The sequence below is a fragment of the Photobacterium sp. HL06 genome, assembly GCF_059552575.1.
Window position 1 is genome coordinate 2,884,732 of record NZ_CM183914.1, and the last position, 24,886, is coordinate 2,909,617.

Here is a 24,886-nt window from a genome sequence, read left to right on the forward strand (position 1 = left end):
GATAATTGACCGTTGATAACGGCGATGTTGCAGAGTTAGCGAGTCTTGATAACCAGGTTATTGGTCTGCTTCACTTCTTCCATAACAACATAAGTACGGGTGTCATTCACACCTGGCAAGCGAAGCAGGGTTTCACCCAGCAGCTTACGATACGCCGACATATCAGATACGCGGGTTTTCAACAGGTAATCGAAATCACCTGAAACGAGGTGGCATTCCTGGATATCTTCCAGCTCTTGAACAGACTTGTTAAACTGCTCAAACACATCTGGTGCACCACGGTTAAGTGTGATTTCAACAAAAACCAGCAGTGATGCATCAAGGAATTGAGGATTTAGCAGCGCAGTATAGCCGCTGATGTACCCTTGACGCTCCAGTCGACGAACACGTTCAAGACATGGCGTTGGAGATAAGCCTACACGTTTAGATAACTCTACATTTGAGATGCGACCATCTTTCTGTAGTTCATTCAATATGTTACGGTCAATTCTATCCAATTCCTTGGATGGTTTCTTTTTGGTATCTACCATTTTTTATTCCACCTTCTTACTTCCTTGCAAAAAAATATACTACAACTTTCTAATATTTAGAATCAAATACTCTGATAGTCAAACTATACTGCCAATAGATCCGCATTTACAACCTTGTCAATAGCAAATCATACTATGATGCCAAGGGAGAAGCAGGATGATCATTGGTGTACCCAAAGAAATCAAAAACCACGAATATCGCGTTGGGCTGGTTACCAGCAGCGTTCGTGAACTCGTCTCGTTAGGCCATCAGGTTCTCATCGAAACCAATGCCGGTAGCGGGATTGGTCTTTCAGACTCTGACTATCAAGTTGCTGGTGCTTCAATTATTTCAACTGCTAAAGAAGTTTTTACCAGATCAGAGATGATTGTCAAAGTAAAAGAGCCTCAAGCAGCAGAAAGAGCTATGCTGCATGAAGGACAAATTTTATTCACTTATCTCCATCTTGCACCAGATTTTCCACAAACAAAAGACCTAATTGACAGCAAAGCTATCTGTATAGCTTATGAAACAGTGACAGATCATCTAGGTAGACTGCCATTATTGGCACCCATGTCTGAAGTTGCTGGCAGAATGTCTATCCAGGCTGGAGCACAAACTCTAGAGAATTCTAAGGGTGGACGAGGGCTATTGCTCAGTGGCGTGCCTGGGGTCGAACCCGCCAAAGTCGTGATCCTTGGTGGGGGGGTGGTTGGCTCTAACGCCGCAAGGATGGCCGTTGGTATGCGGGCTGATGTCACGATCCTCGATCGTAACCTTGATACACTTCGCGCCCTCGATGTTGAGTTCCAAGGCAAGGCTAAAGTCATCTACTCGACGCATGAGGCGATTGACCAACTCGTTCCTGAGGCCGACGTCATTATCGGTGCCGTACTGATACCGGGAGCCGCCGCCCCGAAACTGATCACGGCCGAGCATGTGAAGCAGATGAAACAAGGATCTGCACTGGTTGATGTTGCCATTGACCAAGGGGGCTGCTTTGAGACCTCACACCCCACCACCCATACCGATCCAACTTATATTGTGGATGGCGTCGTTCATTATTGTGTGGCCAATATGCCAGGAGCCGTCGCCCGTACCTCCGCTTTTGCCTTAAATAATGCCACCTTGCCCTATGTAATGAAGCTAGCCAATCACGGTTATAAAAAAGCACTGTTAGCTGATCCCGGATTCCTCGCCGGTATGAATGTGATACATGGCAAAGTTACCTGCAAAGAAGTCGCTGAGGCATTCGACTTGCACTACACCGATCCTGAGGTTGCCATTAGCATGCACTAAAAGATGCAGCTTATTTATTAGAACCAGCGGAAATAAATGAGTCGAAAGTATCATAAGGCACTGCCATGCGGTGTTATTGGGAGGCCACCTCTTTGGTTTCTCAATACTGTACTTTTCAAGGCTGTACTGAATTACTGCCATTACCACCTCTATCAGGGGCGATCTGGGCGCTTAAACACTAGGGCTCTTTCCTTACGCCCCCAATTTACCTACAATCCCCCTTCTACATGATAATAATCTCATTTCAGCCTGGAGAAGTAATGAGTAACGTAAGACATTGTAAACTGCTCATCCTTGGTTCTGGTCCTGCTGGCTACACTGCCGCGGTCTATGCCGCCCGTGCAAACTTAAACCCTGTGATGGTGACAGGTATGCAGCAAGGCGGTCAGCTGACAACCACAACCGAGGTGGAAAACTGGCCAGGTGATGCAGAAGGCCTAACTGGCCCTGCGCTAATGGATCGAATGAAAGATCACGCTGAAAAATTCGATACCGAGATCATTTTTGACCATATCAACGAAACAGACTTCAGCCAACGTCCATTCCGCCTTAAAGGTGACAGTGGCGAATACACGTGTGATGCACTAATCATTGCAACGGGTGCCTCGGCAAAATACCTCGGCCTTGAGTCAGAAGAAAAATTCAAGGGCCGTGGCGTATCAGCCTGTGCAACTTGCGACGGTTTCTTCTACCGTAACCAGAAAGTTGCGGTGGTTGGCGGCGGCAATACTGCTGTTGAAGAAGCACTTTACCTGTCTAACATCGCATCGGAAGTTCACCTGATCCACCGTCGTGACGCATTCCGCTCCGAAAAAATTCTGATCAAACGCCTGATGGACAAGGTGGAGAATGGCAACATCATTCTTCATACCGACCGTACTCTGGACGAAGTTCTGGGTGACGATATGGGTGTGACGGCTGTTCGCATCAAAGACACCAAATCAGATGCAACAGAAACACTTGATGTAATGGGTGCTTTCATTGCCATTGGTCACCAACCAAATACCGGTATATTCGAAGGACAGCTTGATATGGCAAATGGCTATATCAAAGTACAGTCTGGCACCGAAGGTAATGCCACCCAAACCAGTGTCGAAGGTGTCTTCGCTGCCGGTGATGTCATGGATCACACCTATCGCCAGGCAATTACCTCGGCAGGTACGGGATGTATGGCTGCACTTGATGCAGAACGCTTCCTTGACGCATTAGAAGAACAAAAATAATCAAAAACGGTCGCTACCCATGTAGCGGCCGTTTTTAGCCTTCTACCTTTCTGCTCGTTGCAATTTGCAGCTCAAGATATCTTATGGACAAACAACTACAACGTGACTTGACCAAATGGTTAAAGTCACAAAGCAAGCTCGCCAAACGCTGGCTGATGCTAAGTGTCGGGCTTGGATTCCTTTCAGGGGTGCTATTAGTCGGACAGGCTGCACTGCTAGCGCATATTCTCCACCAGTTAATTATCGAACATACTGATAAATATGAACTGGTTGACAGCTTCATCGGCCTGATCCTTATTGTCGGCCTGCGTGCAGGTTGCAGCTGGGGGCGTGAAATCTTTGGCTATCGATGTGGTGAACAAATTCGCCTGCATATTCGCCAACTGATCCTCAACCGCCTGCACAGCCTTGGTCCTGCCTACATCAAGGGAAAACCTGCCGGTACCTGGGCCAGCCTGGTGCTGGAACAGGTCGAGGAAATGCAGGACTTCTTCTCGCGCTATATCCCTCAGATGTCTATCGCGGTTTTGGTGCCCCTTGTCATCCTGTTCGCCGTTTTCCCACTTAACTGGGCAGCCGGCCTGATCTTTCTGATCACCGCTCCGCTGGTTCCTATTTTTATGGCACTGGTCGGTTTAGGGGCAGCAGATGCTAACCGACGCAACTTTAAGGCTCTACAACGCCTGTCAGGCCATTTCTATGACCGCCTGCAGGGATTATCGACACTTCGCCTCTTTAACCGCGCAGAAGCCGAAGCAGAGAATCTACACGCAGCTTCCCATGTCTTGCGCAAGCGTACGATGGAAGTCTTGAGGCTCGCCTTCCTGTCTTCAGCTGTACTAGAGTTTTTCTCCGCGATTTCGGTGGCAATTGTTGCTGTTTATTTTGGTTTCGCCTTCATCGGCGAGCTGAACTTTGGCAACTACGGCGTACCACTATCATTATTTACCGGTTTGTTTGTCCTCGTACTGGCCCCTGAGTTCTATCAACCACTGCGTGATTTAGGCACTTTCTACCATGCCAAAGCGCAGGCAATTGGTGCAGCAGAATCGATTGTCGAGTTCCTCAATGCCGAAGCGGATGAAATGCCCCAGGGTGACGAAGAGCTACCTTCACCGGAAACTATCCAAATCAGCGTCGAAGACCTAGAAGTGCTAAGCCCGCAAGGCCAGGTACTGGCAGGCCCACTGAGCTTTGATATTCAGGCCCATGAGCAAGTTGCCCTTGTCGGCCCGAGCGGTGCCGGTAAGACTAGCCTGCTCAATGCGTTGCTGGGTTTCCTACCCTATCGAGGCAGCCTGAAAATCAATGGTATCGAGCTCAAGGAGCTTGACCATAGCGAGTGGCGCCAAACTATCAGCTGGGTGGGCCAAAACCCGCTGCTGGTCCACGGCACGATTCACGACAATATTACCCTTGGTAACCCGCTGGCTACCGACGAGCACGTCACCCAGGTGGCACAGCAGGCTTATGCCGATGAGTTTATTAGCCGCTTGGAAAAGGGCTACAACCATCAAGTGGGCGATCGTTCCGGTGGCCTGTCCGTCGGCCAGGCACAGCGTATAGCTGTCGCTCGTGCCATGCTGCAAAACGGCGCTTTCTGGTTGCTGGATGAACCGACAGCCAGCCTGGATGCCAACAGTGAACACCTGGTATTGGAAAGCCTGTCGATAGCCGTGAAAGGACAGACAACATTGATGGTCAGCCACCGCCTTGACCAATTAGCGGCAATGGACCGCGTACTGGTTATGGAGAACGGCAAACTGGTACAGAACGGTCATTTCGATCACATCCGTCAACAAGGCCTGCTTGCCGACATGCTCGCTCACACAGACAAGAGGGATCTCGATGCGTGATTTAATCCCTTACCTAAAACTCTATCGTAAACATTGGTTCGGCCTAACTTTAGGTATACTGCTTGGCTTGGCTACCTTGCTATCGGCGCTCAGCCTGTTGACACTCTCTGGTTGGTTTATCGCCGCCTCTGCCGTGGCCGGCCTCACCATTGCACGGGAAACCTTCAACTACATGCTTCCAGGCGCTGGGGTCAGGGGGTTCTCGATGGCTCGTACCGCAGGTCGCTGGGGCGAACGTGTGGTGAGCCATAATGCCACATTCAAGCTACTGGCAGATCTGCGCCTGTTCTTCTTCCGCAAGCTAACGCCGCTGATCCCTGGCCGCCAGGCAAACCTCCGTGATGCCGATTTGCTTAACCGCCTGGTAGCAGATGTTGATGCGATGGACCATGTCTACCTGCGTCTTGTCAGCCCACTGATGATCGGGGTAATTGGCCTGCTTGCCATCACAGGTTTCCTGGCATGGTTTGACCTTGCTATTGGCCTGACCCTCGGTTTCATCTTGCTGGCGCTAATGTTTACCCTGCCTGTCATTTTCTACCGTCTGGGTAAAACCAATGGCGAGGCGCTGACCTATGCCAAGGCAAACTACCGGGTGAAGCTACTTGACTGGATTCAAGGCCATGCCGAACTACTCTTGTTCAATGCCGAAGAGCGCTACCGCGAACAAGCCATTACCGAACAAGATGCCTTACTGACAGCGCAGCGCAAAATGGCAAGCCTAACGGGCCTAGCCAATGCCATCTTGATGGCGGCGACGGGCTGGACACTGGTTCTGATCACCTGGATTGCGGCAGACGGAATCGGCGGCTCAGCACCCGATCCATTCATCGCGATGGTCGCCTTTGCCACCATGGCCAGCTTTGAGATGATGATGCCTGTTGCCGGTGCCTTCCAGTACCTCGGCCAGACACTGACCTCCGCCCGTCGTTTGAATGAGATCATTGAGGCAACACCAGATACACCGTTTGATCCCAATGGCCATCAAGCCCAGGTCAGCGGTAACATCAGTATTGAAGATATTAGCTACACCTACTACGGTAGCGATCAGCCAGTGCTGAAAAACATTTCGCTTGAGTTAAAGCAAGGTGAAAAGCTCGCTCTGCTTGGTCGTACCGGCTGCGGTAAATCAACGCTGCTGCAACTGCTGACCCGTAACTGGGATCCGCAGCAAGGCAATATCAGTATCGATGGGGTTGCTCTGCCTGCGTGGCATGAAGACTCTCTGCGCAAGGCGATTACAGTGGTTAGCCAACGTGTTGATGTGTTCAATGGCTCACTGCGTGAAAACCTTGTCCTCGCCAAGCCAGAAGGCTCTGACGAAGAGTTCAGGGATGCACTGACAAAAGTTGGTCTTGAGGTCCTGCTTGAAGGCAAGGGCTTAGATACCTGGCTGGGAGAAGGTGGCCGCCAGATCTCAGGAGGCGAACGCCGTCGTATCGGTATTGCACGTGCCCTGCTTCATGACGCACCGATCCTACTAATGGACGAACCGACCGAAGGGCTGGATCGCCGTACTGAGCAGCAGATCATTTCTCTGCTATTTGAACACGCGAAAGACAAAACCGTGTTGTTCATCACCCACCGCCTGGTTGGCCTGGACCGAATGGATCAGATTTGCCTGATGGACGAAGGGGAAATTATCGAGCGCGGTAAGCATAGCGAGTTACTGGCTGAAGGCGGCCGCTATGCGGAGCTGTGTGATCGGATCTAGGAAACTAGAAACGAGTACCGAGATGAAAAAAGCGAGGGGTGAAAACCTCTCGCTTTTATTTTTTGGGTCCTGCAGACAGGTTTTACCAAAGACCTGTGATTCAAGCTCTCTTTCGAAACTGCTTATCATAGGATCACAAAGCCATAGTCCCGCTCTTCCCCGCCTCTCGGAGCGCAGCGTAACTCGTTTCCTATGCGAAGCATAGATACGCCTCCTACTTTCCCTAAGCCGAAGGTTTAGGGAAATGTTCTGTCCACCCTAACCCCATCATCAAAATACAGGATCCGGACACTATCGCCGCGCTGGAATATCATTTGCTGATCGACATCCTGGATCACATCAATCAACCTGCCGTCCTCTGCTTTGATTAATAACTCAACTAAGCGGTAGTTAACCACTTTCTGGCTTGGCTGACGGTTATAGGCAATACTGGCCCCGGCAACGGCACCGACGGCGGTAGCAACCTCACGCCCCGTGCCGCCACCGAATTGATTACCAATCAACCCTCCGACCACACCACCGAGTAAGGTTTCCCAGCCATTGTGCTGGGAGTTAATCACCTCCTGGTGGGTGATATAACGTACAGAATCCACGTCACCAAACACGATTTTATTGACAGTACGCGCCTCATTTCGGTTATACGGGGCAGCTATTACGGCCAGAGGGAGCAATAGCAGTAACATTAATAGCTTTCTCATCATATAATTTCCCCAATGATGGTAGTTGTATACCCAAGCTACCTATTTTATTCATTCTTATATAAAGAACCTACTACTACAGTAATTATGGCTATTTATCTGCCGGAGCTTGACCCGGTCAATACACACTTCCCGGTAGCAGAAACAGCACTGGATGACCCCAACGGCCTACTGGCATTTGGTGGCGACTTGCGGCCAGAGCGTTTGATCTCCGCCTATCGCCAAGGCATTTTCCCTTGGTACTCAGAAGGCGAGCCAATCCTCTGGTGGAGCCCGGCACCGCGCGCTGTCTTTTTGCCCGATCAGTTCAGGCCTAGCAAAAGCTTACGCAAGTTCTTCCGCAAATCAGGGTATCAGATCACACTGAATCAAGCCTGTCACGACGTTATTCGCCAATGTGCCAACAGCCGTGGCCCTAAAGAAACCTGGATCACCACCGATATGATGCAAGCATATCAGCTCATGCATAACCTAGGTTATTGTCACTCTGTCGAAGTCTGGCTGGACGGTAACTTGGTGGGCGGCCTCTACGGCGTTCAGGTAGGCACTGTTTTCTGCGGCGAATCGATGTTTTCATTAGCCGATAACGCATCTAAAATCGCCTTATGGTTCTTCTGCGAGCACTTCACTGCTCATGGTGGCACTTTGATTGACTGCCAAATCATGAATGACCACCTGGCCTCATTGGGTGCGGTTGAAATTGGACGATCCCCATTTATGCAATTCTTGCAGTTGCAAAGAGATGCCATACTAGAAGAAGGCTGTTACCAACCGCGGGAGCTACACCAGACAAACTCATGACCAGCTATAACAAACTTTCGCTTCGGATAGGGCTTACACCGACTTCTGAGTGTAACTATTTGCCTGATGAACAAGAGCAACTTGGCGTGGTTATGGATCATCAGTGGCTGACACCACTTGGTTATGGTGTGCTCATTGCCTCTGGCTATCGCCGCAGTGGTAACGCGGTATACCGGCCAATGTGCCAGCACTGCCAGTCCTGTACTCCACTTCGCATCGACTGTGAGATTTTTGCGCCATCAAAAAGCCAAAAACGCCAGCGAAATCAGATGAAAAAGCTGCGTTGGGAGTTTAAATCTACGCTCGACAGCAACTGGTTTACACTCTATGAAAAGTACATTCGTCTCAGGCACTCTGATGGCACAATGTATCCTGCAAACAAAGAACAGTTTTTTGATTTTTGTACTGCAGAATGGATGGATACGCTGTTCTTGCACGTCTATGAAGATGACGCTCTGATTGCGGTTGCCGTTACCGATGTATTCGATGATGCCCTCAGCGCGGTGTACAGCTTCTTCGAGCCCGACTCAGTCCTATCGCTCGGTACGCTATGCGTGCTGTACCAAATCCAGTACGGCAGGCAAACGGGCAGGAAATGGCTCTACCCCGGTTATCAGATAGATAATTGTAAGGCGATGAACTACAAGATTCGCTTCAAGCCCTACCAGAAGCTGTTAAATGGTTGCTGGAAATAGGCTATCGATTACCTATGCACATCTCTGCTTTGTCTCAGGATCTGATAAAAAATCGAGAAAATACGTTTTAATACGTCACAATAGCTGACAAAGGGTAGCGGCAAGGGTAAAATTGCGGCCTAAACTTTACACTTAAACAGTTTCAAGGCATTATCCAGCCCGATCAGAAGCATGGCTGGTAGCCTAAGAGGATTCAATGGCAAAAGAAGACGTAATTGAAATGCAAGGTACTGTACTTGATACACTACCTAACACAATGTTCCGCGTTGAGCTAGAAAACGGTCACGTAGTTACCGCTCACATCTCTGGTAAAATGCGCAAGAACTACATCCGTATTCTTACTGGTGATAAGGTAACTGTGGAACTGACTCCATACGACCTAACTAAAGGCCGCATCGTCTTCCGCGCGCGTTAATCTTGAATCAAGATTAAAGATTACAAATAAAACCCGGCCTATGCGCCGGGTTTTATTTTTGTAATGATAAAAAATAACCGCCAAACGGCGGTTATTTTACAATCAGAACGCTAGCGATTAATGGGCTGGTTCCATTTCACTGCTGAACTGGAAATCTAGCTTATCATTGACGATATCAACACGAACCGAACCACCGTTAACCAAGCAACCAAACAACAGTTCATTCGCCATCGGCTTCTTCAGGTTATCCTGGATAACACGTGCCATCGGACGTGCCCCCATCGATTTGTCATAACCTTTATTAGACAACCATTCACGCGCTTCAGACGACACTTCCATTGATACGCCACGGGCGTCAAGCTGTGCCTGCAGTTCAACAATAAACTTATCAACCACTAGTGAAATGACATCTTTTTCTAGATGGTTGAACCAGATAATGCCATCAAGACGGTTGCGGAACTCAGGGGTAAAGACGCGTTTGATTTCCGACATCGCATCAAGGCTGTGATCCTGCTGAATTAAGCCAATCGACTTACGTACTGTCTCTTTAACGCCGGCATTAGTTGTCATCACCAAAATCACATTACGGAAATCAGCTTTACGGCCATTGTTATCAGTCAAAGTACCGTTGTCCATTACCTGCAGCAACAGGTTGAACACATCCGGATGCGCTTTCTCGATTTCATCTAACAATACAACAGAATGCGGGTTTTTAATCACGGCATCAGTCAGCAAGCCACCTTGATCATAACCCACATAGCCTGGAGGGGCACCAATCAAACGGCTCACCGTGTGGCGTTCCATGTACTCTGACATATCAAAGCGCAGTAGCTCGATACCCAGTGTACGGGCAAGCTGGACAGTCACCTCTGTTTTACCCACCCCTGTCGGGCCAGCAAACAGGAAGGAACCGACGGGCTTGTTGTCTGCCCCCAGACCAGCACGACTCAACTTGATCGCTTCAGTCAGTACATCGATGGCAGGATCCTGGCCAAATACCAGCATTTTCAGCTTGCTATCTAGTTTTTGCAGCACATCTCGATCACTCGAAGACACTGATTTCTCAGGAATACGCGCCATCTTGGCAATCATCGCCTCGATATCGCTGACATTGACTGTTTTCTTGCGGCGACTCGCTGGGGCCAAACGACAACGTGCCCCCGCCTCATCAATCACATCAATGGCTTTATCTGGCAAATGACGTTCATTAATGTACTTCGCCGATAGCTCTACCGCAGCACGGATTGCTTTATTGGTAAAGCGTACTTCATGGTGGGCTTCATATTTAGGCTTGAGGCCCATTAAGATCTTGGTGGTATCATCAAGCGACGGTTCAACAATATCAATTTTCTGGAATCGACGAGATAATGCGCGCTCTTTCTCGAAGATATTGCTGTATTCCTGGTAGGTTGTTGACCCCATGCAGCGGATCTTACCGCTGCTCAACAAAGGCTTGATCAAGTTCGCGGCATCCACCTGGCCGCCAGAAGCCGCACCAGCACCAATAATGGTATGGATTTCATCGATAAATAGCACAGCATGATCTTCTTTTTCCAGCTGCTTCAAAATACCCTTGAAGCGCTTCTCGAAGTCACCGCGGTATTTGGTACCGGCAAGCAATGAGCCGATATCCAGCGAATAGATCACACAGTCTTTAATAATCTCTGGCACTTGGCCTTCGACGATACGCCATGCCAGCCCTTCAGCAATCGCCGTTTTACCGACACCAGCTTCCCCCACTAGCAGCGGGTTATTCTTTCTGCGGCGGCACAGAACCTGCACCGTACGCTCTAATTCATGATCGCGTCCAATTAACGGGTCGATACCACCTGCCCGTGCCAATTGGTTAAGGTTGGTGGCAAAATTCTCTAGCTTGTCTTCAGAATTCTGCTCGGCACGTGGTTCTTCTCCACCCACATCAGGGCCATTAAGATCATCATTGTCACTGTCTTTGACTGTACCGTGAGAAATAAAGTTAACCACGTCAAGGCGGCTAATATCACTTTTCTTCAATAGGTAAGCGGCGTGAGATTCCTGCTCGCTGAAAATGGCAACCAGTACGTTTGCACCAGTCACTTCGCTACGACCAGAAGACTGAACATGGAAAACAGCACGCTGCAGCACCCGCTGGAAGCTCAGCGTCGGCTGGGTTTCGCGGCTTTCATCATCCGCCGGGATCAGCGGTGTCGTTTGCTCGATAAAGGAATCGAGCTCTTTACGCAATGTATCAAGATCAGCTCGGCACGCTAACAACGCCTCCTGCGCTGCCGCGTTTTCTAACAATGCTAAGAGCAGATGCTCAACGGTCATAAACTCATGCCGCTTTTCCCTTGCTCTTGCAAATGCACCGTTCAAACTAGCTTCAAGTTCTTTGTTTAGCATAAGGCACCTCCCCTAAATACCACTCAAAATGGTGTGCCGGAAAAAGTTCAAGCTTTTTCCTTCGTACACAGTAGCGGATGTTCATGCTCCCTAGCATACATCATCACTTGTGCCACCTTCGTCTCGGCGACTTCAGCGGTAAAGGTTCCACATACTGCTTTCCCTTCGTAATGCACAGTAAGCATCAACTGTGTGGCTTTCTCCAGATCCATGGAGAAGAACTTCTGTAACACTTCTATCACAAAATCCATCGGTGTGTAATCATCATTGTTCAAAATTACTTTATACATCGATGGTGGCTTAACCTGAGTATCCTCCTCGTCTAATACGTCAGACTCAGGAATAATCCATTCATATAACTTGCTCATAATCTCATCTTAGTCATTTGTTCAAGCGCTTGCTACATCATCTGCATAGAAACAAGGATTTTATGAAAATGTTATAATATGCACTTGACTGTCTAGCTCTTTTTACTAAAGTGTAACCTGTAGTAGATATTAACTGCATCAAAATAGCATTAGTATGCAAGTCGTGGTAAAAAGGAACAGCACACTGATGCAAAATGGAACTTGAATGCAAAGAGGGATGTAAAGCATGGCAACAGGTACAGTTAAATGGTTCAATAACGCAAAAGGCTTCGGTTTTATCTGCCCAGAAAGTGGCGAAGGCGATATTTTTGCACACTATTCAACTATCCAGATGGATGGATACCGAACTCTCAAGGCTGGCCAGCAGGTCAACTATACCGTTGAGACGGGTCCTAAAGGTTTCCATGCCAGAGAGATAGTCCCAGTTGAAGGTGAAATTGCAAAATAAACCACTGATAACTTTGTACATCAATTTCTAAGGTGAGCACTTGCTCGCCTTTCTTTACCTTCTTAAACCGCTCTCGCCAACTGCTTTAAATTCACGCAAAGGCCAATTATCCTGCAGATTTAGCCCTTATACCCAAAGTGAATATTTACTGAATAAACCAACCACCAAGTTATTAACATTTCTATTAACAATCACATTCTCTTTGCACCCTTACCTTCTATCATAAGCTAAAATGGCGCCGACGAACATCTGCCCTAACTAGACAATAGTAGAAATGAGGATCTGAACATCTGTTTCAATCAATTACAGCTAAAGATGCCAAGGTGCTACAAACTTCGGCCAATAAAAAGGCCCAGCCAAAGCTGAGCCTTCCGTCTACCCAAAGGGATAGAGTTTATTACTTCATTTGCCCAATCATGTCATCAGCAAACTCAGAACACTTACGCAGTGTCGCACCTTCCATCTGGCGCTCAAAGTCATAAGTCACTGTCTTGTTGCTAATTGCAGCTTCCATTGAGCTGATAATCAGATCTGCCGCTTCTGTCCAGCCTAGGTGGCGAAGCATCATTTCAGCAGAAAGGATCAGTGAACCTGGGTTTACTTTATCCTGGCCAGCGTACTTAGGTGCAGTACCGTGTGTTGCTTCGAACAGCGCCACGCCATCACCGATGTTTGCACCCGGAGCAATCCCGATACCACCAACCTGTGCAGCCAATGCATCAGAAACGTAGTCACCGTTAAGGTTCATCGTTGCAATAACATCGTACTCTGCTGGGCGAAGTAGGATTTGCTGCAAGAAGGCATCAGCGATGCTGTCTTTGATGGTGATCTCTTTGCCAGTGTTCGGATTCTTCAGTGTCATCCATGGACCGCCGTCCAATAACTCCGCTCCAAACTCTTGCAATGCGACTTCGTAACCCCAGTCTTTGAAGGCACCTTCGGTGAACTTCATGATATTACCTTTGTGAACTAGCGTTAGCGAGTCACGGTCGTTATCAATGGTGTATTGAAGTGCAGCGCGGATAAGGCGCTTAGTACCTTCTTCAGAAACAGGCTTGATACCGATACCACACTGCTGTGGGAAACGGATTTTAGTTGCACCCATTTCGTCTTGCAGGAATTTGATAACTTTGTCTGCTTCTTCAGTACCCGCCTGGAACTCAACACCTGCATAGATATCTTCCGAGTTTTCACGGTAGATAACCATATCAGTCAGGTCTGGGCGCTTAAGTGGGCTTGGTACGCCATCAAAATAGCGAACAGGACGAGCACAGATGTACAGGTCTAGCTCTTGGCGTAGAGCAACGTTAAGTGAACGAATACCACCACCAACAGGCGTAGTAAGTGGGCCTTTAATTGCCACTTTGTATTCGCGAATGAAATCTAAAGTTTCTTGCGGTAACCATGCGTCTTCGCCGTAAACCTGAGTTGATTTCTCACCCGTGTAGATTTCCATCCACTCAATCTTACGGTCACCAGCGTAGGCTTTTTCAACTGCCGCATCGACAACTTTGATCATTGCAGGGCTTACATCAACACCGATACCATCGCCTTCGATGTATGGAATTACCGGGTTGTTAGGAACGACCAGTTTACCTTCTGCGTCAAGAGTAATCTTCTGACCTTCAACTGGTACAACTACTTTACTATCCATTTAAATCTCCTAGCGTCCATTTGTTATCTTTTTGTAAGATGCGCGCAAATCATACTTGAAATTTTATCGATACGCCACTCGGGTTATTTTTAGCGTATAATAGGCGGGTCAATTACGTCACCCCAGTACAGCACGCTATTTATGAAGCCAAACACCTCTTCGCGTCAACCTAAACGTTCTAATAATGAGCGCCGAGCATCAAGAAAATTTAATAAACCCAAACGCCCGCGCGGCCCGCAAAAGATCATTTTATTTAACAAACCTTATAACGTTCTCACCCAGTTTAGCGGTGAACCGGGGGATAAAACACTGTCTGATTTCATCCCGGTGAAGGATGTTTACCCAGCTGGAAGACTGGACAAGGACAGTGAAGGTTTGTTGGTTCTAACCAATGACGGTGTGCTGCAAGCCCGCCTCACACAACCAAAATCCAAGCAGCCTAAAATATACTGGGTGCAGGTTGAAGGTGCGCCTAGCGACGACCAGCTCGATCAACTCCGTAAAGGCGTTACCTTGAAAGATGGCCCGACCCTGCCAGCAGGCGTTGAGCGCATAGAGCAGCCTGTTGTCTGGGATCGCAACCCGCCGATCCGCGAGCGTAAGAACATTCCAACCACCTGGCTGGCGATTACCCTTAAAGAAGGTAGAAACCGCCAGGTGCGTCGTATGACAGCTCATATTGGTTTTCCAACCTTACGGCTTATTCGCCACAAAATGGCCGACTGGACAGTCAAAGGCCTGGCTCCGGGCGAATGGTGCGAAGTCACTCTTCCTGCTTCTGCACAATAAACCTTCTGCCGGCAGTCTCTTGCCGGCATACCCAAGACTTTTCTAATTTCGAGTCGAAAAAAACTACACATTATCCTCAGGTTCATCTATGATTGCCGCAACAAAGCAAACGTTTGCGTTGCAATTGAAAATCGACTAGCAAATCCAGGGGTGTAAGCGTAATCTTGCATCGACATTGTCGTTTATACCGCTCATTTTGATTACTTTTCAGCAAATCTGGCTGGTAATATGAAAAGGCGATAAAATTATTAAAGTGTGATTCTGCTCTCGCTCTGTTTCACGAAATAGCTTTCTGATAGAATTACGCTCTTAACACTATTAACGACTGAAGAGAAATATGTCAGATAACAGCCAGAAAAAAGTCATTGTCGGTATGTCCGGCGGCGTTGATTCCTCTGTATCAGCCTACTTGCTACTTCAACAAGGCTACCAAGTTGAAGGCCTGTTCATGAAGAACTGGGAAGAAGATGATAACGAGGAATACTGCTCTGCCGCAGAAGATCTCGCTGATGCACAAGCTGTATGTGACAAACTGGGTATCCACCTTCATACCATCAACTTTGCTGCTGAATACTGGGACAATGTGTTTGAGTACTTCCTCGCTGAGTATAAAGCTGGCCGTACCCCCAACCCTGACATTCTGTGTAACAAAGAAATCAAATTCAAAGCGTTTCTGGAATTTGCTGATGAAGTTCTAGAAGCCGATTACATTGCTATGGGTCACTACACCCGCCGCAGCTTCCCTACCGTGGAAGGCGAGAAGCCTAAAATGCTGCGCGGCGTAGATAACAATAAAGATCAAAGTTATTTCCTGTATACCCTTAGCCATGAGCAAATTGCTCGTAGCCTGTTCCCGGTCGGTGAGCTGGAAAAACCAGAAGTACGCCGCATTGCTGAAGAACAAGGCCTAGTAACAGCGAAGAAAAAAGATTCAACGGGTATCTGTTTTATCGGTGAGCGTAAGTTTACTGAATTCCTAGGCAAATACCTGCCAGCACAGCCTGGTAACATCGAAACGGCTGATGAAGGCAAAGTGATTGGTGAACACCAGGGGCTGATGTATCACACTCTTGGTCAACGTAAGGGCCTTCACATCGGTGGCCAGAAAGGCGGTGGCGGCAATGAAGACGCATGGTACGTGGTCGATAAAGATGTCGAGCGCAACGTACTTGTCGTTGGCCAGGGTAAAGATCACCCTCGCCTGAAATCAGATGGCCTGATTGCGGCACAGCTCCACTGGGTTGATCGCCAGCCAATTCGTGAGCCGCTGACATGTACGGTAAAAACTCGTTACCGTCAGCAAGATATTCCTTGTACCATCATCCCTATCGATGATGAGAGCATCAAAGTGATTTTTGATGAACCTCAAATTGCAGTTACTCCGGGCCAGTCAGCTGTGTTCTACAGCGACGAGGTTTGCTTGGGTGGCGGTATTATTGAGCAGCGAATCTAAGGGAGTTGTCGCACGTGGCACAAACTTTATATGACCGTACCATCGCGTTTGCCGGCATTTGCCAGGCTGTGAAACTAGTTCAAAAGATTGCCCGTGACGGCACTTGTGATCGCGATGCATTGGAAACCTGTTTAAACAGTATTGTGGTAACAGATCCATCCAACACAATCGAAATCTATGGCAGTGAAGCCAATCTACGCATTGGCCTTGAAACATTATCTGCCGAGATTGACAGCACACCATCAGGTAACGAGATTACACGCTACCTAGTTAGTGTTATGGCACTGGAACGCAAGCTCTCAACACGCCGTGACAGCATGGCGCAGCTAGGCGACCGGATAGACACAGCCAAACGCCAGATTGATCATTTCGAATTGCTTGATGATCAGATGGTGAGCAACTTAGCCAATCTTTACCTGGATATTATCAGCCCACTCGGGCCTCGCATCCAGGTAACGGGTACGCCTGCTCATCTGCAGCAGCAAAACGTACAACACAAGGTACGGGCCTTATTACTGGCAGCAGTACGCGGTGCTGTACTCTGGCGCCAGGTTGGCGGTAAGCGTCGCCACCTGATTTTTGGTCGCAAGCAGATGGTTGAGCAAGCAAAAATATTGCTTGCCCGGAGCTAAAAATATCATTCGGTGCTCACCGACCCGATCGCTGAGCACCTAGCAAGGTAACGGTTTAGTACACAGTGAGTGTTTTTACATATTCGCTGTGGGCTAGCGGTTACAGTGACAAATTGTTAAAACCCCTTATTAATCAGGAGAGAGCAACATGGAACTGTCAGCATTGACTGCTGTTTCCCCGGTAGACGGCCGCTACGGAAGTAAAACTAGTGCACTGCGCAGCATTTTCAGTGAATTTGGTCTGCTAAAATACCGCACAATCGTTGAAATCCGTTGGTTACAAAAACTGGCTGCTACTGACGCTATCGTGGAAGTTCCTGCATTCAGCGACGAAGCAAACGCATTCCTAGATCGCATTGCTGCTGAGTTTAGTGAAGAAGATGCGCAACGTATCAAGACTATCGAGCGCACAACTAACCACGATGTTAAAGCTGTTGAATACTTCCTGAAAGAAAAAGTAGCTGAAGTACCAGAGCTGCACGCAGTGAACGAATTCATTCACTTTGCATGTACGTCTGAAGATATCAACAATACTTCTCACGCCCTAATGCTACACGAAGCGCGTGAGACAGTGGTCCTGCCTGAAATTCGCAACGTCATCGATGCGATTAAGGGCTTAGCAAACGAATATCGCGAAGTCCCTCTACTGTCTCGTACCCACGGTCAGCCAGCTTCCCCATCAACCATGGGCAAAGAAATGGCAAACGTGGCGTACCGTATGGAACGTCAGTTCAAGCAAATCGAAAGCGTTGAAATTCTTGCGAAAATCAACGGTGCTGTGGGCAACTACAACGCACATCTTTCAGCTTACCCAGATGTTGACTGGCACCAATTCAGCGAAGAGTTCATCACTGAATCTCTTGGTGTGACTTGGAACCCGTACACAACGCAAATCGAACCACACGACTACATCGCTGAGTTGTTCGACGCTATTGCGCGCTTCAACACGATTCTTCTAGACTTCGACCGCGACGTTTGGGGCTACATCGCCCTGGGTCATTTCAAGCAGAAGACCATTGCCGGTGAGATCGGCTCGTCAACGATGCCGCATAAAGTTAACCCAATCGACTTCGAAAACTCTGAAGGTAACCTGGGTCTGGCAAATGCTATCTTCGCTCACCTGGCACAGAAACTACCGGTTTCTCGCTGGCAGCGTGACCTGACTGACTCAACGGTACTTCGTAACTTGGGTGTTGGCTGTGGCTATGCAATCATTGCTTATACTTCAACGCTGAAAGGTATTAGCAAACTGGAAGTCAACCAGGCTGCGCTAGAAGCTGAGCTAGACAAGAACTGGGAAGTACTTGCAGAGCCAGTACAAACCGTTATGCGTCGCTACGGCATCGAGAAGCCTTATGAGAAGCTGAAAGAGCTGACTCGTGGCAAGCGAGTAGACGGTGAAGGCATGCGCGCATTCATCGACGGCCTTGAGCTTCCTGAGCACGAGAAAGCGCGTCTTAAAGAGATGACCCCAGCTAACTACATCGGTGATGCAGTGAAGCTAACTGACAAGCTGTAATTGCTTTTCAACCATATTCTAAGGCCAGCTCTATGCTGGCCTTTTTTATTCCCGCCTTCTTCTCCCACGCACGTAAAATATTTATTCATAACAATATCAACACCATACGTTAAAGGTGCATTTTTAATACAACTTTATACTTGATCAAATCAGCCCTGGCCACTAACATGCATTCAAAATACATGTTAAGCAAAACTTAGGTAATCAATATGTCTATTCACGTTAAAAACAACATTCACTGGGTTGGCCAACGCGACTGGGAAGTTCGAGATTTCCACGGCACAGAATATAAAACACTAAAGGGAACGAGCTATAACAGTTACCTGATCCGTGAAGGTAAAAACGTGTTAATTGACACCGTCGACCATAAATTCAGCTATGACTTCGTACAGAAGCTTGAGCAGGAAATCGACCTAAATGATATCGACCTAATTGTTATTAACCATGCAGAAGAAGATCACGCTGGTGCATTATCACTGTTGATGTCAAAGATCCCTAATACGCCAATTTACTGTACAGAAAATGCCGTCGACTCTATTACCGGCCACCACCATCACCCCGAGTGGAATTTCAACACTGTAAAAACTGGTGACAGCATTGATATCGGCAATGGTAAGTCATTGGTATTCATCGAAACGCCTATGCTGCATTGGCCTGATAGCATGATGACTTATATGACTGAAGATGCAGTACTTTTCAGTAATGATGCTTTCGGACAGCACTACTGCGATGAGCGTCTGTTCAATGATGAAGTCGAGTACAACGAACTGATGGAGCAGTGTCTGCGCTATTACGCAAACATCCTGACCCCATTTAGCCCGTTGGTAACAGCAAAAATCCACGAAGTACTTGGCTTTAATCTACCTGTCGATATGGTTGCCACCTCTCACGGTGTGATCTGGCGTGATAACCCAACTCAGATTATTGAAAAATACCTTGAGTGGGCGGATGAATACAAAGAAGACAAAATAACAATCTTCTATGACTCAATGTCTAACAATACCCGCATGATGGCCGACGGTATTGCGCAAGGTATTACTGAAACCGATCCCAATGTCGCCGTGAAGATCTTTAATGTCTCTCGCCATGACAAGAATGAAATTCTCACCAATGTATTCGGTTCTAAAGGTGTGTTAGTGGGCTCATCAACCATGAATAACGTGATGATGCCTAAAGTAGCGGGCATGCTTGAGGAAATTACCGGCCTGCGCTTTAAAGGTAAAAAAGCGGGGGCATTCGGTAGTTATGGCTGGAATGGCGGTGCCGTTGACCGTATTCATGCCCGCCTGACGGATGCAGGATTCTTCACCACAGTCGGAATGAAAACCAAATGGCGCCCAGACGGCAAGGCAATGGAAGAATGCCGTGAGCACGGCCGTAAGATAGCTCGTGAATGGGCACTGCAGCCTATTGTTGAAACGAAGACAGCAACATCACAAGTTACTGAAAGCAAGGTACCAGAAGTCTCAATCGCTCAGCCAGCAGCACTTAACACCGCTAGTACCGCGCCTGCAGAAAAGAGCTGTGATTCAGCTGCCAGTGAGCAAAAACAGATTTGTACCGTCTGCCAATGGGTTTATGACCCAGAGCAGGGTGAGCCAAACCAGGATGTCGCGCCAGGAACCACTTGGGCTGACGTACCAGACTCTTTCCTTTGCCCTGACTGCGGTATCGGTAAAGAAGTCTTTGAACCTATTGCCTAAGGACTGAAGTGATGGATAAACACATTGTCATTATTGGGAGCGGCTTTGCCGCTTACCAATTAGTAAAGTCACTACGTAAGCTTGACGCCGAGACACCAGTGACCGTCATTACTGCCGACAGTGGTGATGACTACTCAAAACCGGATCTCAGCCATGTTTTCTCACGCAAACAGAGCGCTTTTGATTTAATCAAGCAATCGGCTGAAGAGTTCGCCAGCACGTACAACATTGAATTACTGAATAATACCAAAGTTCAGTCCATTGATACGCAAGCCAAAGCAGTTCAGCTTGCAGACACTGCTATCAGCTACTCAGAGCTGGTGTTAGCAACAGGCGCCTCATCATTTGTGCCTGCCTTTGATGGTAACGCAACAGGTGAAATCGTCACCCTCAATAGCTTGGGCGAATACGCCAACCACCAGGACAAAATTGCTACGGCCAAGTCGATCCTTGTTCTTGGGGCCGGGTTAATTGGTACTGAGATTGCCATGGATCTTGCCAATGCAGGCAAACAAGTGACAATCTGCGATCGAGCAGGCAGCATCATGCCAACACTGCTTCCCTCCTTCCTTGGAGCTGAACTGTACCAGACGATGGCTGAAAATGGGGTTAACATTAAACTGTCTTCTGCAGTCGAAGGAATTAACCGACACCACCAGCAGCTGATCGCACAATTCGACGATCAAAGTAATGTAGAGGCTGATGTGGTAATTGCGGCTATGGGCCTTAAACCAAACACTGACCTCGCTAAGCAAGCTAATATGATGGTCAAGCAAGGGATTGTTGTAGATGATCATCTAAGAACATCCGCAGAAGGCGTGTACGCGCTGGGTGATTGCGCTGAGCTTGGTGGCAAAGTCAGGGCATTCTTGCAACCAACCATGCTGTCAGCAATGGCACTGGCTAAAACCCTTGCAGGAACGCCAACACCTGTAAGACTGCCTGCAAGCCTTATTAAAGCAAAAACTCCGTGGTTCCCCTTAAACCTGTCGGGTCAAACGGCTCGTACCGATGCGAACTGGGAAATAATGCGCGAACCTAATGGCTATGTTGCCAAGGCATTCGAACCAGGCTCAGAGACATTGATCGGTTTTGTGGTCAGCCATGATCAACAAAAGGCTGCATTTCCGCTCCTTCGTTTGCTGCCAGCAGAATAAGCCTGCACATTCCACATCACCCTATGGTGTGGAATGCGCTATAATCGCGGCAAATGCATATCGACTCAGTGACACTATGTACCAGCTTACTTTCTCGTTTGAAGAGTTTCTGTCTGAATACTGGCAGAAAAAACCCACCGTAATAAAAGGTGGTTTCAAGGACTTTGTTGACCCGATCAGCCCGGATGAACTTGCCGGGCTGGCAATGGAGGAAGAGGTCGATTCACGTTATATCGCCAAGCATGGTGAAGAGTGGGATGTCCGCCATGGCCCGCTTAACTTTGACAATGTACCGGAAGATCACTGGTCGTTCATTGTTCAAGCTGCAAACCACTGGCATGAAGGTGCCGCACAACTTGTCACTCCTTTCCGTCAGCTGCCCAACTGGCTGTTCGATGATCTGATGATCAGCTACTCTACACCAGGGGGAGGCGTTGGCCCGCATATCGATCAATATGACGTTTTTATCACTCAGGGTTCCGGTAAACGACGCTGGCGTGTCGGTCCGAAAAAAGACGACTATGAAGAAGAGTTTGGTCACCCTGCCCTGCGCCAAATCAAGGCTTTTGAGCCCATCATTGATGAAATTCTAGAACCGGGTGATATTCTGTATATCCCACCAGGCTTTCCGCATGATGGCTACGCAATCGAAACCTCAATGAGCTTTTCTGTCGGGTTCCGCTCACCGAAAAAACAGGAGCTTCTAAGCAGTTTTGCCGATTTTACCATCGCCAATGAGATGGGTGATGTTCATTATCATAATCCTGACTTACCTGCGCGTAACAACAGTGGAGCTATTCTGGAGGCAGAATATCAGGACATGGAAGCCATGATGCGCAGCTTATTGGATCATCCCCACCTGATGAAGCAGTGGATGGGTGAGCACCTGAGCAATAGCCGTCACGAGCTAGATGTTATTACAGCCGAACCACCATGGCAAAACAGCGAAACCTACCAGTTCCTTGAAGATGGCGAGATCATGAGGCGCTTGGGTGGCCTGCGAGCATTTTACTACCCCGAGCAGCCACATATTCTGTACATCAACGGTGAACGTTTCGAGCTTCCTGAAGAGTGCAGTTTTGCTGCCACTTACCTGTGCGACGAAGAACAAATCACCAGTGCATCCCTAGGTAAACAGCTTGATCATCCGGCTTTTATTGCCTTGCTAACCCAGTTAGTTAACTTAGGTTATTGGTACCCTGTCGAGTAACGGCCAAATGAAACAGGCCCGATAGCCCATTGAAGAAAGCTATCAGGCCTGTATTTCGCTCTTGTGCTCTTGTTATTATCACAAACATCGAGCGGTTAAACTTTAAATTGCCCCGCCAGCTCTTGCTGATGTGTTGACAAACTTGTCAGCCGCTCGCCAATATCGGCTGAATTTTCAGCCTGGCTCAAAATACTTTCACTCAGGTTACGAATGTTGGCAACATTACGGTTTACTTCACCCGAAACTGCCTGCTGCTCCTGCGCGGCATGCATGATCTGCTCATTCATCGACTGGATTGATTTCACTGCATCCGTAATTTGATTCAGGCTCTCAACAGCTTGGCCAACCTGCTGCGCCGTATCACCGGCTAGCTGGTTACCCTCTTCAATTGCGCCAACTACATCTCGTGTTCCTTGCTGTAGCACTTCAATCACAGTACGGATCTGACCAACTGAGTCCTGCGTTCGGCTGGCAAGCTGACGCACTTCATCAGCCACAACAGCAAAACCACGTCCTTGCTCACCCGCCCGAGCGGCCTCTATCGCAGCATTTAACGCCAGTAGGTTTGTCTGCTCAGAGATCCCCTCTATCACCTGCAAGATTTGGTTGATATCTTCACTGTTACTTTCCAAATCCTTAGCCACCGGTACAGCTGTTTCCATTCGTGAAACTAGAGTGTTCATTGAATTCGCAGAAGCCTGAATAACTCCCTGGCCATCCTGAGCTGAAATATCAGCCTGGCTTGCTGCAACCACTGCCGTTTCAGTGTGATGAACAACTTGCTCGGCGGTTTGAGCCATTTCCTCAGAAGCCGTTGCCACCATGTCGACCTCTTTAAATTGCGACTGGCTGCCATCTCGGGTGCGGCTAGCCACATCGGCTGCTTCAGTGGCTGTTTTGCCCACTTCATCCACCGCAACAACAACCTGGCTAATGGTATTTTGCAGCTTATCCAAGAACCGATTAAACCAAAGGGCCAATTCACCCACTTCATCTTGTTGCTCGACATGCAGACGCTGGGTCAAATCACCTTCGCCTGAAGCAATGTCCTTCAGCCTTTCGGCAACCTGCTTGATTGGAGCCACTAAACGAGATGCAGCCAGTAACACGACCAACAAGCCCGCTAATGCTATTCCTCCACTGACGATGAGCTGTATCCATGACGATTCATCACGCTGCACCTGAATGGCGTTGTCTAAAGCAATCGCTTCGGCCAACACTTTCTGTGCAGGAAGCTGTATAACAACCCCCCAGGTCGCTTGACCCAGTCCAACCGGGGTATAAGCCAATAACCATTGCTGATCATTGCTCCAACCGACAAATTCTTCACCTTTCGACAACCAACGGTTTAATTCTGCTGGCAAGCCGTCACTATTACTGATTTTACTGCCAAGACGATCACTGGCTTGATCCCAAGCGACAATCGTCCCATCCTGGCTAAGCAAGGACACTTTTCCATAGCCACTGAATAAGTTCTGGTCAACACCATTGATCACAGACTGAAGCGCATCAAGACGGATATCAATTCCCATCACACCGACAGCTTGCCCTTCAACCTTTAGCGGAATAGTTATGGTGCTAATCAGCTGTCCACCTTCACCTCTGGCCGCGTATTGTGGGTCTAACACACAGGTCGCAAGCGAATTAAAACTACAGCTAAACCACTGGTTAGCGCTTGTATCCACAACCTCTTGTTCACTAATAATGAATTGTTCGGCCTCACCAGAGCCGGACTTTGACCAGTAAGGTGCAAATCGACCTGTCTCATTGGCCCCAACATAATCGGCATCATGATAGTTGTTATCTTCACCATCCAGTCCGTTCGGCGTAAAGACCGCAAACGCACCGTAGATATTAGAAAACTCATTCACCGAACGCCGTAATAACTCATTAATTGAGCCCCGTAGCTCCGAGCTATTGGTATAGTTTTCCTCAGCATTGAACTTCAGAAACAATACGCTCTGGGCCAGCATTTCAGCGCGATAAGTGGCTTCATCCAGATACTGCTGGACATAGATCGCCTGTCGCTCGGCCTGAGCCTGGACAACATCTTGGGATTTGTTGCGAAGGGAAGTGAATGACTGCTCACTCACCAACTGCTGGCTCTGGCCAGAAAAATAAAAAGACAAGCCAGTTAGCACCATAACAGTAACCAACAAGCTAAACCCTGACATTAGGGTAATTTTCCACTGCACCGATAGTGACCGCATATAAACAATCCTTGTTCGTATTATTCAGTCAAAATGTAATAATTAATTACAATTTTATCAATATTCTACAATAGCCTAAAAAGGCCAATATCATGACGCCACGCGACATTTTTATGACAAACCTTCAGGCGAAAAAAAGCGCGGCTTTGA

The 24,886-nt window shown here is 48.2% G+C and carries 21 protein-coding genes; 15 read left to right on the forward strand and 6 right to left on the reverse strand.

What is annotated here, in order from left to right; genetic code table 11:
- Nucleotides 1-35 precede the first annotated feature (35 nt).
- Entirely contained in the window at nucleotides 36-530 is a 495-nt protein-coding gene (gene lrp, locus AC51G0_RS13110; protein ID WP_007467256.1) for a leucine-responsive transcriptional regulator Lrp, read from the reverse strand.
- Nucleotides 531-687: 157 nt separating this feature from the next.
- On the opposite strand from lrp, the gene ald reads away from it, so the two are divergent.
- From ald to cydC, 4 genes are all read left to right on the forward strand, one after another.
- Nucleotides 688-1,809: an alanine dehydrogenase gene (gene ald / locus AC51G0_RS13115; RefSeq protein ID WP_496298992.1), complete on the forward strand. Its 1,122-nt coding sequence runs from the start codon at nucleotides 688-690 to the stop codon at nucleotides 1,807-1,809.
- A 260-nt stretch (nucleotides 1,810-2,069) separates the two neighbouring features.
- Complete coding sequence (gene trxB, locus AC51G0_RS13120) at nucleotides 2,070-3,032, forward strand: thioredoxin-disulfide reductase (RefSeq protein WP_496298994.1); 963 nt, start codon at nucleotides 2,070-2,072, stop codon at nucleotides 3,030-3,032.
- An 83-nt stretch (nucleotides 3,033-3,115) separates the two neighbouring features.
- Entirely contained in the window at nucleotides 3,116-4,888 is a 1,773-nt protein-coding gene (gene cydD / locus AC51G0_RS13125) for a heme ABC transporter permease/ATP-binding protein CydD (protein ID WP_496298996.1), read from the forward strand.
- A complete protein-coding gene (gene cydC, locus AC51G0_RS13130) occupies nucleotides 4,881-6,602 on the forward strand; it encodes a heme ABC transporter ATP-binding protein/permease CydC (RefSeq protein WP_496298997.1) in 1,722 nt (573 codons plus the stop codon). Before cydD ends, cydC begins: the two co-directional genes overlap by 8 nt.
- A gap of 236 nt (nucleotides 6,603-6,838) precedes the next feature.
- On the opposite strand, the gene AC51G0_RS13135 is transcribed toward cydC, so the two are convergent.
- On the reverse strand, nucleotides 6,839-7,300 hold the full coding sequence (locus tag AC51G0_RS13135) for a glycine zipper 2TM domain-containing protein (protein ID WP_496301946.1): 462 nt from the start codon (nucleotides 7,298-7,300) through the stop codon (nucleotides 6,839-6,841).
- A gap of 87 nt (nucleotides 7,301-7,387) precedes the next feature.
- On the opposite strand from AC51G0_RS13135, the gene aat reads away from it, so the two are divergent.
- The 3 genes from aat (at nucleotide 7,388) to infA (ending at nucleotide 9,211) form a co-directional block, all read left to right on the forward strand.
- Complete coding sequence (gene aat, locus AC51G0_RS13140) at nucleotides 7,388-8,101, forward strand: leucyl/phenylalanyl-tRNA--protein transferase (protein WP_496298999.1); 714 nt, start codon at nucleotides 7,388-7,390, stop codon at nucleotides 8,099-8,101.
- Nucleotides 8,098-8,796, forward strand: coding sequence for an arginyltransferase (locus AC51G0_RS13145; RefSeq protein WP_496299000.1), 699 nt, complete (start codon nucleotides 8,098-8,100; stop codon nucleotides 8,794-8,796). Before aat ends, AC51G0_RS13145 begins: the two co-directional genes overlap by 4 nt.
- A 196-nt stretch (nucleotides 8,797-8,992) precedes the next feature.
- Nucleotides 8,993-9,211 carry a translation initiation factor IF-1 gene (gene infA, locus AC51G0_RS13150; protein WP_005298441.1) on the forward strand — a complete coding sequence of 73 codons (219 nt, stop codon included), beginning with the start codon at nucleotides 8,993-8,995 and terminating at the stop codon, nucleotides 9,209-9,211.
- A gap of 117 nt (nucleotides 9,212-9,328) precedes the next feature.
- Here infA and clpA read toward each other — a convergent pair whose 3' ends face one another.
- Nucleotides 9,329-11,593, reverse strand: coding sequence for an ATP-dependent Clp protease ATP-binding subunit ClpA (gene clpA / locus AC51G0_RS13155; protein ID WP_496299003.1), 2,265 nt, complete (start codon nucleotides 11,591-11,593; stop codon nucleotides 9,329-9,331).
- Nucleotides 11,594-11,640: 47 nt separating this feature from the next.
- The gene (gene clpS / locus AC51G0_RS13160; RefSeq protein ID WP_075764730.1) at nucleotides 11,641-11,961 is read right to left on the reverse strand and encodes an ATP-dependent Clp protease adapter ClpS; all 321 of its coding nucleotides are present in this window, start codon (nucleotides 11,959-11,961) and stop codon (nucleotides 11,641-11,643) included.
- A gap of 226 nt (nucleotides 11,962-12,187) precedes the next feature.
- On the opposite strand from clpS, the gene cspD reads away from it, so the two are divergent.
- Nucleotides 12,188-12,409, forward strand: a complete 222-nt coding sequence (cspD, locus tag AC51G0_RS13165; RefSeq protein ID WP_265700163.1) for a cold shock domain-containing protein CspD — start codon at nucleotides 12,188-12,190, stop codon at nucleotides 12,407-12,409.
- 397 nt (nucleotides 12,410-12,806) lie between these two features.
- On the opposite strand, the gene icd is transcribed toward cspD, so the two are convergent.
- A complete protein-coding gene (gene icd, locus AC51G0_RS13170) occupies nucleotides 12,807-14,063 on the reverse strand; it encodes an NADP-dependent isocitrate dehydrogenase (RefSeq protein WP_496299004.1) in 1,257 nt (418 codons plus the stop codon).
- Between the two features lie 141 nt (nucleotides 14,064-14,204).
- Here icd and rluE point away from each other — a divergent pair, with 141 nt between their 5' ends.
- The 7 genes from rluE to AC51G0_RS13205 all read left to right on the forward strand — a co-directional run bounded on the left by rluE (nucleotide 14,205) and on the right by AC51G0_RS13205 (nucleotide 22,526).
- The gene (rluE, locus tag AC51G0_RS13175; protein WP_496299005.1) at nucleotides 14,205-14,852 is read left to right on the forward strand and encodes a 23S rRNA pseudouridine(2457) synthase RluE; all 648 of its coding nucleotides are present in this window, start codon (nucleotides 14,205-14,207) and stop codon (nucleotides 14,850-14,852) included.
- 337 nt (nucleotides 14,853-15,189) lie between these two features.
- A complete protein-coding gene (mnmA, locus tag AC51G0_RS13180) occupies nucleotides 15,190-16,305 on the forward strand; it encodes a tRNA 2-thiouridine(34) synthase MnmA (protein WP_496299007.1) in 1,116 nt (371 codons plus the stop codon).
- Nucleotides 16,306-16,319: 14 nt separating this feature from the next.
- On the forward strand, nucleotides 16,320-16,937 hold the full coding sequence (gene hflD, locus AC51G0_RS13185) for a high frequency lysogenization protein HflD (RefSeq protein WP_496299009.1): 618 nt from the start codon (nucleotides 16,320-16,322) through the stop codon (nucleotides 16,935-16,937).
- Between the two features lie 148 nt (nucleotides 16,938-17,085).
- Nucleotides 17,086-18,456 (forward strand): adenylosuccinate lyase, encoded by a 1,371-nt coding sequence (purB, locus tag AC51G0_RS13190; protein ID WP_496299011.1) that lies wholly within the window; start codon nucleotides 17,086-17,088, stop codon nucleotides 18,454-18,456.
- 209 nt (nucleotides 18,457-18,665) lie between these two features.
- Nucleotides 18,666-20,159 (forward strand): anaerobic nitric oxide reductase flavorubredoxin, encoded by a 1,494-nt coding sequence (norV, locus tag AC51G0_RS13195; protein ID WP_496299013.1) that lies wholly within the window; start codon nucleotides 18,666-18,668, stop codon nucleotides 20,157-20,159.
- Between the two features lie 11 nt (nucleotides 20,160-20,170).
- Nucleotides 20,171-21,316, forward strand: coding sequence for an NADH:flavorubredoxin reductase NorW (norW, locus tag AC51G0_RS13200; RefSeq protein WP_496299014.1), 1,146 nt, complete (start codon nucleotides 20,171-20,173; stop codon nucleotides 21,314-21,316).
- Nucleotides 21,317-21,392: 76 nt separating this feature from the next.
- Nucleotides 21,393-22,526 (forward strand): ribosomal protein uL16 3-hydroxylase, encoded by a 1,134-nt coding sequence (locus AC51G0_RS13205; RefSeq protein WP_496299016.1) that lies wholly within the window; start codon nucleotides 21,393-21,395, stop codon nucleotides 22,524-22,526.
- Between the two features lie 95 nt (nucleotides 22,527-22,621).
- Here the strand turns inward: AC51G0_RS13205 and AC51G0_RS13210 are convergent, their stop codons facing one another.
- Nucleotides 22,622-24,736 (reverse strand): methyl-accepting chemotaxis protein, encoded by a 2,115-nt coding sequence (locus tag AC51G0_RS13210; RefSeq protein ID WP_496299017.1) that lies wholly within the window; start codon nucleotides 24,734-24,736, stop codon nucleotides 22,622-22,624.
- Between the last annotated feature and the right edge of the window lie 150 nt (nucleotides 24,737-24,886).

What these genes read in the sequence shown, in the direction of transcription:
- lrp (WP_007467256.1), bottom strand. Translation starts at nt 530, where the DNA reads ATGGTAGATACCAAAAAGAAACCATCCAAGGAATTGGATAGAATTGAC.
- ald (WP_496298992.1), top strand. Translation starts at nt 688, where the DNA reads ATGATCATTGGTGTACCCAAAGAAATCAAAAACCACGAATATCGCGTT.
- trxB (WP_496298994.1), top strand. Translation starts at nt 2,070, where the DNA reads ATGAGTAACGTAAGACATTGTAAACTGCTCATCCTTGGTTCTGGTCCT.
- cydD (WP_496298996.1), top strand. Translation starts at nt 3,116, where the DNA reads ATGGACAAACAACTACAACGTGACTTGACCAAATGGTTAAAGTCACAA.
- cydC (WP_496298997.1), top strand. Translation starts at nt 4,881, where the DNA reads ATGCGTGATTTAATCCCTTACCTAAAACTCTATCGTAAACATTGGTTC.
- AC51G0_RS13135 (WP_496301946.1), bottom strand. Translation starts at nt 7,300, where the DNA reads ATGAGAAAGCTATTAATGTTACTGCTATTGCTCCCTCTGGCCGTAATA.
- aat (WP_496298999.1), top strand. Translation starts at nt 7,388, where the DNA reads ATGGCTATTTATCTGCCGGAGCTTGACCCGGTCAATACACACTTCCCG.
- AC51G0_RS13145 (WP_496299000.1), top strand. Translation starts at nt 8,098, where the DNA reads ATGACCAGCTATAACAAACTTTCGCTTCGGATAGGGCTTACACCGACT.
- infA (WP_005298441.1), top strand. Translation starts at nt 8,993, where the DNA reads ATGGCAAAAGAAGACGTAATTGAAATGCAAGGTACTGTACTTGATACA.
- clpA (WP_496299003.1), bottom strand. Translation starts at nt 11,593, where the DNA reads ATGCTAAACAAAGAACTTGAAGCTAGTTTGAACGGTGCATTTGCAAGA.
- clpS (WP_075764730.1), bottom strand. Translation starts at nt 11,961, where the DNA reads ATGAGCAAGTTATATGAATGGATTATTCCTGAGTCTGACGTATTAGAC.
- cspD (WP_265700163.1), top strand. Translation starts at nt 12,188, where the DNA reads ATGGCAACAGGTACAGTTAAATGGTTCAATAACGCAAAAGGCTTCGGT.
- icd (WP_496299004.1), bottom strand. Translation starts at nt 14,063, where the DNA reads ATGGATAGTAAAGTAGTTGTACCAGTTGAAGGTCAGAAGATTACTCTT.
- rluE (WP_496299005.1), top strand. Translation starts at nt 14,205, where the DNA reads ATGAAGCCAAACACCTCTTCGCGTCAACCTAAACGTTCTAATAATGAG.
- mnmA (WP_496299007.1), top strand. Translation starts at nt 15,190, where the DNA reads ATGTCAGATAACAGCCAGAAAAAAGTCATTGTCGGTATGTCCGGCGGC.
- purB (WP_496299011.1), top strand. Translation starts at nt 17,086, where the DNA reads ATGGAACTGTCAGCATTGACTGCTGTTTCCCCGGTAGACGGCCGCTAC.
- norV (WP_496299013.1), top strand. Translation starts at nt 18,666, where the DNA reads ATGTCTATTCACGTTAAAAACAACATTCACTGGGTTGGCCAACGCGAC.
- norW (WP_496299014.1), top strand. Translation starts at nt 20,171, where the DNA reads ATGGATAAACACATTGTCATTATTGGGAGCGGCTTTGCCGCTTACCAA.
- AC51G0_RS13205 (WP_496299016.1), top strand. Translation starts at nt 21,393, where the DNA reads ATGTACCAGCTTACTTTCTCGTTTGAAGAGTTTCTGTCTGAATACTGG.
- AC51G0_RS13210 (WP_496299017.1), bottom strand. Translation starts at nt 24,736, where the DNA reads ATGCGGTCACTATCGGTGCAGTGGAAAATTACCCTAATGTCAGGGTTT.